Raw genomic sequence first — 13174 nt, 5'->3', positions numbered from 1 at the left:
GGTTGCGCCACCACTGCTAAGTCTCCATCCCCGTATCGACTGCCGTCGTGCACTGCCGATGTGATGTGCTTCTGCGGCTCTCCCCACAGCCTAGTCAACAGTCGGCCGATAACGGCAGTCGATGCCATGTCGTCTTCAAGCCCGCTCGGCACGCCTACGGGCGCATCCGTGGATGCGCCCGTAGCTCGTGCCCGGCGGCCGGTGGTGCAACGGGCGCACGCGGCGCCCGGGACAACCGGCCGGTGGGAGCGGTCAGTCCATGCGGCGCGGGCCGCCCAGCAGGTTGGTCTCCGCCTCGGTCGGCTGGGTCATGACGAACTGGTGGTCGCCGTCCCGACGGCACCACAGCATGGCGTTGTCGCTCAGCGTCGGCAGCACCGCGCCGACGTTCTCCGGCAGCCGCATGATCCGCGTCACAACCTCCGCCTCTTCGGGCGAGAGTCGCTGCAGACCGACCAGGTCCGCCCGGCCGAGCATCTGCGGCGAGCGCGGGCCGAGGAACGGCAGCACCGTCAGCACGGTCTGCCAGGGGCTCGGCGCGAGCTGGTTGCGCGGCGGGCGCGCGCCCATGTCGCGGACGACCAGAACGGGGCTGGAAACCGACGGTCCCTGCGGTGCGATCTGACGCACGTCGAAGACCGAGACGCACTGCTGACCGCCGCCGGCGGCCTGCGCCATCTGGCCCCAGGCCGGCGGCCGGGCGGTCTCCACCGCGACCCGGGCGCCGGTGGCGACCGTGCGCAGCGCCAGCACCTGAGCCATCCACATGCTGCCGACCAGCACGATCTCCATCGGCGCCGGACGCACCAGGCTCAGCACGGCGGGCTGGTTCTGCGGGTCGATGCCGATGATGACGCCGTCGTCGCCGACCGGCAGGGTCAGTGCCGCGAGCGACTCGGCGGTCAGCACGTGCGGGTTGCGCCGCGGGCCGCGCAGACCGTAGCCGGGACGCGGCTTCGGCCCGGTGGGCCCGGACTGGTCCTCGTCCGGACGCGGCTGGTGCGAGGGGCGCCGCGCGCCGTCGGCGGGACCGCCGGTCGGAGGGTTGCGCCAGCCGCTGCCGCTGACGTTGACACGGGGCTGATACGTGGGAGTGCCCATCAGCGGGTACCTCCGAGGGGAAGCGTGGCCAGCAGGCCGGGAAGCTGCTCGCGGTCGAGGCGGACCAGCCCGACCTTGACCGAGCCGGAACGGCGCTCCAACTCGTCCTGCGCGGCGGAGAGTTCGTTGTCACTGCGGGTCGACAGCCGGATGTAGCCGGAGATGGCCGGCAGGCGGCCGGCGCCGTGCGTCGCGGTCAGCGCGAAGGTGCTGGCCATCGCCCGGGTGCTGGTCAGCAGCTGGGTGATGGCGGCCAACGGGGCGCCGCCCCGGCCGAGTTGGGGCCACCGGCCGATCCAGTACGTGGTGTGCCAGCGGTCGTCGCAGCGCATCGCGCGGGTGGTCTCCTGGGTGCGGCGGGCGGCCCGGCCGTCCCGGCCCATCGCGCCGTTCGCGGCCCGCGGGCTGACGCACACCGCGGTGCCGACCGCGGCCACCACCTCGCGCTCGTCGAGCACCTTGGCGCGCACGCCGAGCGAGGTGAGACGGCTGACGAGCTGGTCGGCGGCGCGCAGCAGGGAGCGCTGGGCGCCGTCCATGCCGCCGCCGCGGGCCTCGATCGCCTCTGCGCACAGCTCCGGGTCCAGCTTCAGTGCGATCCAGGTCAGCTGCACCGCCGGGGTCTGCGACTGGGCCTGCAGCGGCGCGTAGGAGCGGGCCGCGACCGCCTGCTCGGGCAGGTGCGGCGCCGGGGCGGGCTGGGTGTACTGGACGAACTGCACCGACTCCAGGTGGATGTCCTCGACGTCCAGCGCGGTGTGCAGCACCTCCAGCGGGACCATGTGGCTGCCGCGCTGCGGCCGCAGCGGTTCGTCGCGGGCGTCGACCTGGACGATCGCGGTGAGGAACGTGCCGTCGCCGACGAAGCCGACGTTCCGCTGCTCGTTGTCGGTGTACTCGTAGGTGCGCAGCGCCGGTTCGCACTCCACCAGCGGGGCGAAGGCGGGGTCGACGCCCTGGGTGGCGGCGAGGTTGTCGCTGGCGTTCTTGCTGCGGCGGTTCATCGCGCGCACGGTGGTGATCCACTCGGGCAGCGGGATCTTCCGGCGCCGGCCCAGTGCGAAGACGACGAGGACGACCGCCAGCACACCGGCAACGGTCAGCGCCACCGCGTTGTGCATCGACAGGCCCACCAGCACCAGCGCCGCGGCGAGTTCGATGATGGCCAGCTGCTGGACCCGGACGCCGCCGATGGTCCCGGCCTGCTGACGCAGTCGGGGCGACACCGGCCCGGCAGCGGCCCGACCGCCACTTCCTCCATTGCCCGGAGCTGTACCGTTTTGGCCCCCATTTCCCGCGTTCTGCGGTGCAGCGGAAGGCTGTTGCTGCTGTTGCCGCCCATTGCGGCGTCGAGCCCTGGTGGCGCTGGACATCCCCCGGCCTGCTCCTCTACTGGTGGTGTGCCTTAGGCGAATCGGCTGCCGCTTCTCGGACTGGTGCGTTGGAAGGTGGCACCCGTACCGTACGGCTCGATCGATACACGGCATAGTAGAGGGCGCTACGGCGTGAGTGCCGGGGGCGGTCGATGTGGATCCGACAGGCGGGGAGAGAAAGCAACAATGGCATCACGTCGGGACGAGCTGAATGCGTATTCGTTCGCTCGAAAGCGTACGAATGCGGCATTTCTGAAGCCGCTGCCGAACGGCTCGATCGAAAGTGCGCCCAAGCCGCTGAAGGCGGTGTTGCCCAGCGTGGTGATGGGTGTCGTGATGCTCGTGGGATTCGGAGCCTGCGGCATCCTCAAGCCGGTCGCCCCGCAGGGGTGGGACAAGGTGGGGGCAAATGTCCTCGTCGGTGACGAATCCACCACACGCTATGTCGTTCTGCCGAGCAAGGACGCAAACGGCCAAAAGCAGAATCTGCTGCACCCGGTTCTGAATCTCGCCTCGGCCAAGCTTCTTCTCGACCCGAAGAAGTTCCAGGTCGTCAAGGTCAAGGAATCGGAGCTGGACGGAAAGCTGGCGCACGGCCCGGCCGTCGGCATTCCGTACGCCCCGGACCGGCTGCCCACCGCGAAGACGGTCGACCAGCCGAAGACCTGGGCGGTGTGCGACCGCCCCGGCAGCGGCGAGAACAGCAAGAGCCAGCAGGCCGTCTTCGTCCTCGACGGCAAGGACAAGCTGGACATCGACAACACCAAGAAGGGCAAGCTCGACCTCCACCAGGCCCTGTACGTCGAGGATCCCGACGGCGTGCCGTGGCTGGTGGACAGCAACGGGTTCGCCTTCCAGATGATCGCCGACACGCGGCAGGCGCTGAACGAGGCGAAGGTCGGCCTGAAGCACGCCGACGTCGAGGCCGACCGCACCCTGCGGCGGATCATCTTCGGCTCCCAGGCGGAACCCCAGAAGGTCTCCGCCGACTTCATGAACACGCTGATCAAGAGTCCGTTCCCGATCAGCATGCCGACCGTGGACAACGCGGGTAAGCCGTACCCCTTCGATGACGTCCCGGCCCAGGCGCGCAAGATCGGCTCGATCCTCCAGGACGGCAACGGCCAGAAGTACGTGGTCCAGCTCGACGGCGTCGCGCAGGTCAGCAACTTCGTGGCCAACCTCCTGGAGCAGGGCCCCAACGCGACGGCCGTGAACGGCAGCAGCGGCAAGGCGCTGCAGCCGAACATCGTCGCCACCGGAAGCATTCGCCACCCGAAGCTGGGTACCGACAACCGCCCGTTCGTCTTCGCCGGCAAGATCCCGTTCACGGACCTGGACAACCCGTGGCCCAAGGAGACCGTCACCGCGGCCAACGACTTCGCACACGGATCCCAGACCAGCGGCCTGGGCTCGCCCACGCCGAACGGCGTCTCCTGCAGCGTCTACAAGGGCACCACCAACAAGTTCGCGGGCGTCGATAAGCTCGGCTACCCCAACGGGCTCCCGAACATGGGCACCTGGGTCGGCAAGGACTACCCGGCCAAGATCGCCCCGGGCGCCTCGACCTACGTCACCCCCGGCAGCGGCCTGCTGTACACGCAGGTCGCCAACCCCAAGGCGAACTCCGGCAACCTCTTCCTGGTCACCGACACCGGCCTGCGCTACTCGATCCCGCGGAACAACGACTCCGCCTCCAAGGCCGGCAACGACAAGCAGGAGCAGGACCAGGCGCAGATCCACCTCGGCTACGGCGACGCGCACCCGCCGCTCCTGCTGGAGGCATGGTCCAAGCTGCTCTCCGCGGGGCCGCAGCTGGACGTCGCCAGCGCGAGCAAGCCGCAGGCGTCCTGACGACCGGGGGAGCCGCCGTCAGCGGCTCTCGGGCCGTGTGAGGCCGCGCCGGGCACCCTTCTTCGCAGGGGCGCCGGCGCGGCCTCTCTGTCGCTGCGCCCCGGCAGCCGCCGACACCACCGCGCAGCCGCTCCCGGGCGCCGTCGCCACCCTCCCCGCAGGCCGCCGCATCTCCCCGGAACCTTCACTACCGCTTGTCCGAAACCGCACCATCTGCCCGTTTACATTGAACAGCGGTTTCCCGTCGCGGAGTTGACATTGTTGTGATCCCGTCACAACAGCCGTCCCCCTGTTGGGAACAGGCGTGTGGAGTAGGTAATGTGGCGGGAGGCGTCAGCAGGAGACGCCTACCGCGCCCCGCCTCACCGGCGCCGCGCGGCCGACGTACAAGTCTCATGGGGGACGTTGACCATGGCTGGTCAGTTCACAACCACGCACGAGGAGATGGTCGCGTTCAGCGGCAAGATCGACTCGGTCAACCAGTCGATCAAGGGGGAGATCCAGCGCCTGCAGCAGGTCGTCGACACCATCACCTCCGGCTGGAAGGGCCAGGCGGCCTCTTCGTACCACCAGCTGCAGTCGCAGGTGAACGAGGACGCCAACCGGATCAACCAGCTGCTGGCTGAGATCAAGGAAGCGATCGACCAGACCACGGGCAACTACACGTCCTCGGAAGAGGAGCAGGCTCAGTCGATCTCGCACGTCACCGCCCAGGCTTCCCCGTTCGGATGATGGTGCCGCGCCGCTGACCCGGCGCATGTGCCCCCGCCGTGGCCCGGCAGATCGGTTCCGATTCCGGTCCGCCGCCTCGGCATGTGAATCGACTAGGCAGCATCAACTCCTGAGGAGACCCCATGTCCGGCCAGATTCTGGTCAATTTCCACACGATCAGCCAGGCGAGCTCCGACGTGCGTCAGACCGCCAACAACGTGCGCCAGCAGCTCGACGACCTCGAGGCCGGCGTCAAGCGGATCGCCTCCAGCTGGGAAGGTGCCGCGCAGGAGGGCTACCAGGCCCGCCAGCGTGAGTGGGACCAGCGCGCCCAGCACCTGCAGCAGACGCTCGAGGCCATCGCCAAGGCGCTCGACACGGCCGCTCAGAACTACCAGAGCACCGAGAGCAAGAACGCCAGCATCTGGAGCAGCTGACCTCGCATCCCGCGAGGCCGGATGGCACAGACGGCACACGGCTGAGCAGCCCCTGACGGCTCGCACAGTGTTCATGAGGGCGAGCGCGCACCAGTGCGCTCGCCCTTCTGCCGTCCGATGATGCCTCGGGGATGCCCTGGGGATGTCCCGGGTGATGCCTTCACAAGGCTTCCTCCCGGCGTCACCAATTCCTCACCCGCTCTTCCTCGATTCGACCGCTTCCTCGTCTCCTGTCTTCCTGCAACCCCTCGTCTCGCCCCATCCAACCGCTATGGAGAGCAGAAAACCCGTGGGATCTCGCGCCATTGGTCTACGAACCGGGTATCGCCGCCGCGCGACGGGCGCCCTGGTCACGGCGGCGTGCATCGTCGGCCTGTCGAGTGCCGCCGCCGCACCGGCGGTAGCGGACACGAACACGCCGTTGCAGAGCGGTGAGTGCAAGTTCGGCACCGACGACATCAAGGAGACCCCCTGGTCCCTCCAGCGCCTGCTCACCGATCAGATGTGGGCGAGCGGCAAGGGCGAGAACATCAGGGTCGCCGTCATCGACACCGGCGTGGACGCGGGCAACAAGCAGCTCCAGGACGCCATCGAGGGTCCCGGCAAGTCGTACGTCAAGGACGGCAAGCCCACCCAGGACAAGGTCGGCCACGGCACCAAGGTCGCCGGCATCATCGCGGCCCGCCCCAACACGACGTCCGGCTTCTACGGCCTCGCGCCCAAGGCCAAGGTCGTCCCGTTCCAGCAGACCAGCGACGAGCAGGCCGGCACTGCCGACACCCTCGCCAAGGCCATCGACGATGCGATCACCGCCAAGGTCGACATCATCAACATCTCGCAGGGCACCAACGCCAAGAGGGGCGACCTGGCGCCGCTGGAGCAGGCGGTGAAGAAGGCTCAGCAGGCCGGCATCCTGATCGTCGCCGCGGCCGGCAACAGCGGCGGCAGCGGCGAGGAGCAGAACATCTACCCGGCCGCGTACAGCGAGAACTACGACAACGTGCTGGCCGTCGCCGCCTCGGACCGCAGCAACGAGCGCGCCTCGTTCTCCCAGCCCGGCCGCTTCGTCAACATCGCCGCCCCCGGCGTCGACATGGTCTCCACCGTCCCGCTCGGCGGCAACTGCGTCGACCAGGGCACCAGCTTCGCCGCCCCGTATGCCGCCGGAGCGGCCGCCCTCCTCGTGGCCAAGCACAAGGACGACAAGGTCAAGTGGGGTCCGCGCGAGATCATCTGGCACCTGGAGCAGACCGCGGAACGCGTCCGCCGCGATCGTGACGACAACATCGGTTGGGGTGTCATCGACCCGGTCGCCGCCCTCAAGGACGACACCCGACCGGCCGCCGCGCCCACACCGGACAAGCCCTCCAACGCGGCCGACGGTTCCCAAATCCTGCCGGTCGTCGCCACCCTCGGAGAAACCACCGAGGAACGACGCGCCCGCATCTCCATCTACATCGTCGGCGGCTGCATTCTGGCCGTCGGCGTGGTCGTGGGCTCCTCGATCGCCCTGCGCGACTGGCGCCGCAAGACCGGATTGACATCACACGGGGAGGCCAAGAATGGCTGATCAATATCGGGTGGATCTGAGCGCCCTCGAAGAGACCGTCAGGAAGCTCAACGGCATTCTGAAGGACCTCGGAAACGCCCGCTCGGACACCCAGTACAAGACTTCGCTGTCGCCCAACGCGCTGGGGGCCGATGCGGCGGGGGCCTCTTTCCTCGAGGCGCGCAAGCTGACCAATGCCCACGCGGACATGAAGAACTCGATCGAGTCGATCGTTCAGCATCTCCACGAGGTCATGGACAAGTTCGGTGCCAAGACGAAGAAGGTGCACGGCAACTACCAGAACCAGGAAGCCGATGTCACCGCGAACATGTCCGGTAGCTGACATGGGACCCGGTGTGGGAGAGCCTGAGGTCAGCATGCAGAGCAGTAAAGGGGGAAGCAGATGAGCGGTGGCGCCGATTACGACTACGAGTACATCCCGGCGACGATGTGCTATGCCGCCAAGCACGAAACCAACTTCGCCGAGATGGACATGGACACCATGAAGGCGATGGTGAAGGCGTCCAATCCGTCCGAGGTCCACAATGTGGCGCAGGGCTGGTCGGACGTGCACAAGCAGCTGGTCGGCGGCCAGGGCGGTGGCGTCAAGGGTGCCTTCGACGCCGCGGTGAACGAGGTCCTGCAGAGCTGGCAGGGCGACGCTGCGGACAAGTTCAAGGCCGAAGCCCAGAAGATCAGCAAGAAGATCGCCGACAGTGCGTCGTACGCCGACTACACGTCCCAGGCGATGCGTAACGCCGCGAGCATCCTCGAGCAGCTCAAGCCCGACATCGAGTCGATGGAGAAGCCGAGCGCGGCGAACAAGGCCGTCAACTGGCTTGAGGACGGCGGTAGCCGCGACGACTCCGGCCTGAAGCGCGACCTGGCCAACCCCAACATGAGCACGCAGCAAGCTCTGGACAACAACTCGGGCAACCTGTCCGCGGGTAAAGAGCAGCAGCTGCGCATGGCCGTGAAGATGGAGCAGCTGGGAGCGGCCTATGTGTCGCAGGCTAAGGCTATGGGGACGTGGAGGCAGAGGAGCACTGGCCGAGATGGGCACGAGGATTACCCCGGACCTCCTGGAGGAGACCCGCCGCCGCCCATCCCGATGCCGATGCCCACTGGATCGTCGGGAACCCACCATGTTGGCAACCCGTCGCTGCAGGGGATGGGCACGGGGCCTGGCGGATCGTCCGGTGGAATCAAGTCGCCGCAACTCCAGAGTCCTCACACGCCTGGCATCAGCGGCGGCATCGGAACTCCTGCGCCCGACAAGCTCACCCCCAACGTGCACACCGGCCTTGAGAGCTTCAAGCCTCCGAGCGGCGGCAGTACCGGCATCGGTGGCGGTACGGGCGGGATCGGCGGCGGCCTGCAAGGCGGAGGCGGCATCGGAGGCGGCGTCGGCGGGGGTGCTGGCGGCGGGTCTCTGGGCGGTTCCTCCGGTATCGGTGGAATCGGTGGCTCTACTGGCTTGATCGGCGGCGCCGGTGGCGCCAAGGGCGGCGGTGGAGCTGGTGCCGGCGGCATCAAGGGCGGCGGTGCCTCTGGCGCCGGCGGTGCCGGCGCGGGCGCAGGTGCCCGAACTGGTCGACCCGGCATGCCGGGCATGGGCGGTGCTGCGGGCGCCAAGGGCGCTGGCGCGAAGGGCGCTGGCGGCGGCGCAGGACGCGGTGCTTCTCTGGCCCGTCAGAAGGGCGGCGTGATCGGCGCTGGTGGCGGCAAGGCCGGCGCTGCCGGCCAGGGTGGCTCGGGCCTGCACCGCAGCCGCGGTGGAGCGCAGGCCGGTGCCGCTGGCAGTGGCAGCGGAAGCCGCCGTCCTGCCGGTATGGCAGGGGCGCATGGCGCGCACGGCGCCAAGGGTAAGGACAGCAAGGGCCAGAATGGTGAGCGCCCTGACTACCTGGTGGAGGACGAGGAGACCTGGACGCCGGAGCGTAACGTGGCGCCGAAGGTCATCGAGTAGCAAGCTGCTGTCGGCAATTCGGCAGTAACAAGAGGGGGCCCGATGCGTCAGCTGAGGGCCCCATCCTGTTGAGAGAGGTGTACAGCATGAGCTTCACGCGGACGCTGCGTGCGGTCGGCGGCGCGGTTGTGGCGGGAGCGTTGCTCTTCGGCACCGCGCCGGTTGCATCGGCAGACCAGATCAGAGATGCCCAGTGGCCTCTCCAGGCATTCAAGGCCGATGAGATCTGGAAGATCGCTACGGGAAAGGGAGTGACCGTTGCAGTTATCGATAGCGGAGTTCAGTCCCAACACCCGGATTTGAAGGGCAATGTACTGCCTGGTAAGGACTTTGTCGACGGAGGCGACTCTGCAGAGCCGAAGGGTGATACTCACGGCACGCAGATGGCTGCAGATATCGCTGGACATGGGCACGGCCCGGGTGGCGAGTCGGGCGTAAAGGGTCTTGCGCCGGATGCTAAGATCCTTCCGCTGCGTGAAGACGGCATAAAGTCAAATGGCTTTGGGCCGTCCATTCGCTATGCTGTCGATCACGGCGCCTCGGTTATCAACATCTCGATGGGCACGAGCACGCGGTCCCCTGAGGATGAAAAGGCCATTGCCTACGCTCTCAAGCATGATGTGCTGATCGTTTCGGCTTCTGGAAACAATGGCAAGGGTGCCGAAGATCTCGGGTACCCTGCTAGCTATCCAGGGGTTTTGACGGTTGGTGGAGTCCAGAACACTGGTGAGATCTGGTCCGGTTCCAACTATGGGCCACCGGTGCTGCTGACGGCACCTGCCGTCGGCATCGTTTCTGCGGGAGACAGTGGCACCTCGAAATATCAAAAGGGCACCGGTACATCAGACTCAGCCGCCTTTGTTTCGGCCGCCGCAGCCCTCCTCCGGCAAAAGTTTCCCGACCTGACTGCTGGTCAGATCGTCAACCGGCTGACCAAGACCGCCGGCCTCCCGCCTTCCGCCAAGGGCACCTCGCTCCCGGACGCCCACTACGGCTACGGCTACATCCAGCCGCTCGCTGCACTCACGCGTGACATCCCCGCAGGTCCGAAGAACGGGCCGTTGAAGATGCCGCAGGAGCAGGCGTCTTCCGCAGGGACAGGCGGGCAGGCGGCCTCCGCAGGAAGCAACGGAAGCAGCGGAAGCGACAGCGCCTCGCAGCCTGCAGAGAAGGCGGGCTGGAGCCCGCTCTTCATCGGGCTGCTTGTCGTGGTGGGGCTTGTCGTCGTCGGCGTCATTGTCGGCATCGTGATGCTGGTGCGACGGAAGAGCCGTCGCAACGGCCCGCCGCCCGGTGGTCCCGGTGGCTTCGGCGGCCCTGGTGGCCCGGGGGGCTATGCGCCTTACCCGCAGGGTCCGCCGCAGCAGCCCGGTGCGCCCGGTTCCTACCCGCCGGCGCCTCCCGGCCGGTAAGGCTCCACTTGTAGGGCGAGCGAGTCGAGAAGTAGCGGAAGTTGATTGGGGTCCGCGGCCTTCGGGCCGCGGACCCCAATGTGTTGGAGGCGTCCCATCTCGTGTGTTGGAAGGTGGCCTCACCACCGAGTCGATCAGGGCGCGTGCGATATGGAGAAGTCGACGAATGCGGCCCAGGCGCCCGGGGACGCAGTCAGCGTGCACCTGGTGGTGTCCTTAGAGTCGCGGATGTGCACTGTGGTGGGGTCGGTCGCGGCCTCGACGCATTCGCCGCCTTCCTCGCTGCTGTAGCTGCTTTTGATCCATGTCAGCTGGTACGGGTGTTGCACGGTCGCATCGGCGTTCATGTTGCTCCCAGCACCTTCTCGATATAGGTCAGTGATTCCCTGGGGGTGAGGGCCTGAGCGCGAAGAACCCCGTACTTGTTCTCAAGAGCTCGGACCGAATCCCGGTCTGTGCGGAGGCGGCTCACGTTCTGTACTTCCACGTACGCGATCCTGCGACCTTCCTTGGTCTCGATCAAGGTGAAGGGGCCGGCCAGTCCGGAGTTCTCTTCTCGGCTTAGCGGCATGACCTGGATCTCGACAGTCTTCTTCTGGCCGATGAGCAGGATCTGCTCCAATTGGCCGCGGAGCACGTCCCGTCCCCCGATGGGGCGCAGCAGTACCGACTCGTCGATCACAAAGCTGAACAGCGGCGTCGGGCGGCGGACGAAGATCTCCTGCCGCGCAAGCCGTCCTGCCACGCGTTGTTCGAGGATGCCCTCGTCCAGCGGCGGCCGCATCATCCCGAACACCGCCCGCGCATACTCCTGCGTCTGCAACAGCCCGGGTACGGCCTGTGTCGCATACACATGAAGCCCCACCGCCTTGGCCTCCAGTCGTGCCGCGTCGCGGAAGAACGCCGGGTACTGGGCCCGCGCCACCTCCTCCTTCAACTCGACTAGGACGCCGTGTGCCCCCAGGACCCCGTCCGCCTGGTCGATGAAGTCGGGTGGTGGGATGCGCCGTCCCTGTTCGTAGGAGGCGATGGTGGAGGGGGAATAGCCCGTCCGTGCGCCCAACTCGGTGCGTTCCATGCCCGCCCATTCCCGTAAGCGTTTGAGCTGGCGTCCGAACACCCTCAGGATGCCTGACTCGGGCTCGTACTCCGACTGCTCGTCGTCTTCCGGCCTCTGGCCGCCGTCGTCCATGTTCGCTGCCCTCCCGGTTTCCGGCCCCGCCGCGTACCCGCGCGTCCCAGGTGCGTACAACGCACCGTGGTCAGTGCATCACTCCTCGTCAAAGGTATGTCGGCGGCGGGAGGGTTGGGCCCATGAACAGCACAGTCCGCTCTTCCGTGGCATCTTCCCGAATCAGCGAAACCCACGCAGGGGTCGGTGAGTTCGCGATGCGTTTCACCTCCACGCGGCGCGGTGCCCGGCTGGCTCGCCGGCTGGCGTCGATCCGTCTCGACGAATGGGGGTATCCGTACGGCACCGAGGTCAACGAGTCCGTTACGGCGGTCGTCGGAGAACTCACCGCCAATGCGGCACGGCACGGGCACGTTCCCGGGCGGGACTTCGCGCTCCGGCTGGGGCTCTTCGCGGCGGTGGGGGAAGCGGGCGCCCGGCGCATCCGTGTGGAGGTGTCCGATACGCGGGGCGAGAGGCTGCCTACGGCACCTGCGGCGGCGATCAGGTCCGAAGGGGATGACGCGGCCGCGGATCCTGGTGGTGTGCTCGCGGAGGACGGGCGCGGGCTGCTGATCGTTGCGTACCTTGCGGACAGTTGGGGCGTCGTTCCGCGTTCTGGCGGTCCGGGCAAGACCGTCTGGGCAGAGTACGCCGTGGAACAGCCACAGTCGTTGAGCGGACCGGCAGTGGAATAACTGAAGGCAGGCTGGCCAGATGGGAGTCAGTCGAAACAGCCACAAGGCGTTGGCCTGTCCGAGGAGCCGTGTAACGGGCGGGCCGCCCCTCACACCGTTCCGGGTGTGTGGGGCGTACATTGACTCATCGCGGCCCCTGCATCCTGGTCGTCCTCGGTCGCGACGTCCGATGACGGAATGGAGGCAGTGCGGACACTCCGCCGCTATGGGGTAAGCGGTGTCATCGGGTGGGGCGACCTTACCGATGGCGGCTGTCCGTCCAGGGGCCATCACCTTGGGGCATCATCGCGCTCGCGGCGCCGTGGCGCGGGTGCTACGTGGACCAGTAGCGGTCACGCACGTCCGGGGTGTAGTCGGGGCCACCATTGGGCGCCTTGGGGAATTTATCGCCTTCCTCGCCCTTGAGTTGAAATCCATGCCCTGGGGATATGGCGCCAACGCCGGAGTCGAAGTAGACGTTGTCGACGCCACCCACCGAGATCTTTATGGTGCAGCCGTCTGGCGCCGTAGCGGAAAACGACGGCCTTTCGGGATGTAGCTCGCCAACCTTGAACCCTTCCCGCCTCCAATGTGTATCCACAGCCTTTATCAGCTCGAATAGCTTCTCCTTCGATACCTTGGTGCGCACATAACGAGTTCTGCCAACGGTCAATTCTCCGTTTGACGTGTTCGTGAACGAATTCCTACCCTCTGTTGTCCTGATCGGGCCATCGCGCCACTTAAGTTCCGGGCGTACTGCCTTGAAGGTGTCATCTAGAACAGCATCGACTCGCTTTACAGCCTGATTTGGATTCAGGGTCGGGTCAGGATCACCTCCTGGGAGTGCCGAGCAGCCAGCGAGACAGGTAGACACGAGCGCCACGCTACCGGCTGCTGCGAGGAACTTCCTTCGCCTCATC

13 protein-coding genes are annotated in these 13174 nt (G+C 67.2%); 8 read left to right on the top strand and 5 right to left on the bottom strand.

The window, feature by feature from the left end; translation table 11 throughout:
* Positions 1–252 precede the first annotated feature (252 nt).
* A complete protein-coding gene (locus SNOUR_RS12560; RefSeq protein WP_067346524.1) occupies positions 253–1101 on the bottom strand; it encodes a hypothetical protein in 849 nt (282 codons plus the stop codon).
* Positions 1101–2327 (bottom strand): type VII secretion protein EccE, encoded by a 1227-nt coding sequence (gene eccE / locus SNOUR_RS12555; protein WP_067346522.1) that lies wholly within the window; start codon positions 2325–2327, stop codon positions 1101–1103. Before eccE ends, SNOUR_RS12560 begins: the two co-directional genes overlap by 1 nt.
* 333 nt (positions 2328–2660) lie before the next feature.
* Here eccE and SNOUR_RS12550 point away from each other — a divergent pair, with 333 nt between their 5' ends.
* The 7 genes from SNOUR_RS12550 to SNOUR_RS42875 all read left to right on the top strand — a co-directional run bounded on the left by SNOUR_RS12550 (position 2661) and on the right by SNOUR_RS42875 (position 10406).
* Positions 2661–4328, top strand: coding sequence for a type VII secretion protein EccB (locus SNOUR_RS12550; RefSeq protein ID WP_067346520.1), 1668 nt, complete (start codon positions 2661–2663; stop codon positions 4326–4328).
* Positions 4329–4739: 411 nt separating this feature from the next.
* Positions 4740–5060: a WXG100 family type VII secretion target gene (locus tag SNOUR_RS12545; RefSeq protein WP_067346518.1), complete on the top strand. Its 321-nt coding sequence runs from the start codon at positions 4740–4742 to the stop codon at positions 5058–5060.
* A 122-nt stretch (positions 5061–5182) separates the two neighbouring features.
* Positions 5183–5476: a WXG100 family type VII secretion target gene (locus tag SNOUR_RS12540; protein ID WP_067346516.1), complete on the top strand. Its 294-nt coding sequence runs from the start codon at positions 5183–5185 to the stop codon at positions 5474–5476.
* A 289-nt stretch (positions 5477–5765) separates the two neighbouring features.
* Entirely contained in the window at positions 5766–7046 is a 1281-nt protein-coding gene (gene mycP, locus SNOUR_RS12535; protein ID WP_067346515.1) for a type VII secretion-associated serine protease mycosin, read from the top strand.
* Positions 7039–7368 (top strand): hypothetical protein, encoded by a 330-nt coding sequence (locus SNOUR_RS12530; RefSeq protein ID WP_067346513.1) that lies wholly within the window; start codon positions 7039–7041, stop codon positions 7366–7368. The genes mycP and SNOUR_RS12530 overlap by 8 nt, the downstream gene beginning before the upstream one ends.
* A 60-nt stretch (positions 7369–7428) precedes the next feature.
* Positions 7429–8994 carry a hypothetical protein gene (locus SNOUR_RS44630; RefSeq protein WP_067346511.1) on the top strand — a complete coding sequence of 522 codons (1566 nt, stop codon included), beginning with the start codon at positions 7429–7431 and terminating at the stop codon, positions 8992–8994.
* Between the two features lie 86 nt (positions 8995–9080).
* Positions 9081–10406 (top strand): S8 family serine peptidase, encoded by a 1326-nt coding sequence (locus SNOUR_RS42875; RefSeq protein ID WP_079142563.1) that lies wholly within the window; start codon positions 9081–9083, stop codon positions 10404–10406.
* Between the two features lie 134 nt (positions 10407–10540).
* On the opposite strand, the gene SNOUR_RS12520 is transcribed toward SNOUR_RS42875, so the two are convergent.
* Both SNOUR_RS12520 and SNOUR_RS12515 read right to left on the bottom strand, forming a co-directional pair.
* Positions 10541–10753 carry a DUF397 domain-containing protein gene (locus tag SNOUR_RS12520; protein ID WP_067346509.1) on the bottom strand — a complete coding sequence of 71 codons (213 nt, stop codon included), beginning with the start codon at positions 10751–10753 and terminating at the stop codon, positions 10541–10543.
* Complete coding sequence (locus SNOUR_RS12515; RefSeq protein ID WP_067346507.1) at positions 10750–11598, bottom strand: helix-turn-helix domain-containing protein; 849 nt, start codon at positions 11596–11598, stop codon at positions 10750–10752. Before SNOUR_RS12515 ends, SNOUR_RS12520 begins: the two co-directional genes overlap by 4 nt.
* A 122-nt stretch (positions 11599–11720) precedes the next feature.
* Between SNOUR_RS12515 and SNOUR_RS12510 the strand changes: the two genes are divergently transcribed.
* Positions 11721–12275, top strand: a complete 555-nt coding sequence (locus SNOUR_RS12510) for an ATP-binding protein (protein WP_067346505.1) — start codon at positions 11721–11723, stop codon at positions 12273–12275.
* A 313-nt stretch (positions 12276–12588) separates the two neighbouring features.
* Here the strand turns inward: SNOUR_RS12510 and SNOUR_RS46170 are convergent, their stop codons facing one another.
* Positions 12589–13173: a hypothetical protein gene (locus SNOUR_RS46170; RefSeq protein ID WP_159425854.1), complete on the bottom strand. Its 585-nt coding sequence runs from the start codon at positions 13171–13173 to the stop codon at positions 12589–12591.
* Between the last annotated feature and the right edge of the window lies 1 nt (position 13174).

The organism is Streptomyces noursei ATCC 11455 (assembly GCF_001704275.1).
Lineage (GTDB): Bacteria > Actinomycetota > Actinomycetes > Streptomycetales > Streptomycetaceae > Streptomyces > Streptomyces noursei.
The sequence above is the reverse complement of the archived record's forward strand: the minus strand, read 5'-3'. Positions and strand labels throughout refer to the sequence as shown.

Excerpts from the sequence above, each read along its gene's own strand:
- SNOUR_RS12560 (WP_067346524.1), bottom strand. The coding sequence starts at position 1,101 with ATGGGCACTCCCACGTATCAGCCCCGTGTCAACGTCAGCGGCAGCGGC.
- SNOUR_RS12550 (WP_067346520.1), top strand. The coding sequence starts at position 2,661 with ATGGCATCACGTCGGGACGAGCTGAATGCGTATTCGTTCGCTCGAAAG.
- SNOUR_RS12545 (WP_067346518.1), top strand. The coding sequence starts at position 4,740 with ATGGCTGGTCAGTTCACAACCACGCACGAGGAGATGGTCGCGTTCAGC.
- SNOUR_RS12540 (WP_067346516.1), top strand. The coding sequence starts at position 5,183 with ATGTCCGGCCAGATTCTGGTCAATTTCCACACGATCAGCCAGGCGAGC.
- SNOUR_RS12530 (WP_067346513.1), top strand. The coding sequence starts at position 7,039 with ATGGCTGATCAATATCGGGTGGATCTGAGCGCCCTCGAAGAGACCGTC.
- SNOUR_RS44630 (WP_067346511.1), top strand. The coding sequence starts at position 7,429 with ATGAGCGGTGGCGCCGATTACGACTACGAGTACATCCCGGCGACGATG.
- SNOUR_RS42875 (WP_079142563.1), top strand. The coding sequence starts at position 9,081 with ATGAGCTTCACGCGGACGCTGCGTGCGGTCGGCGGCGCGGTTGTGGCG.
- SNOUR_RS12520 (WP_067346509.1), bottom strand. The coding sequence starts at position 10,753 with ATGAACGCCGATGCGACCGTGCAACACCCGTACCAGCTGACATGGATC.
- SNOUR_RS12515 (WP_067346507.1), bottom strand. The coding sequence starts at position 11,598 with ATGGACGACGGCGGCCAGAGGCCGGAAGACGACGAGCAGTCGGAGTAC.
- SNOUR_RS12510 (WP_067346505.1), top strand. The coding sequence starts at position 11,721 with ATGAACAGCACAGTCCGCTCTTCCGTGGCATCTTCCCGAATCAGCGAA.
- SNOUR_RS46170 (WP_159425854.1), bottom strand. The coding sequence starts at position 13,173 with ATGAGGCGAAGGAAGTTCCTCGCAGCAGCCGGTAGCGTGGCGCTCGTG.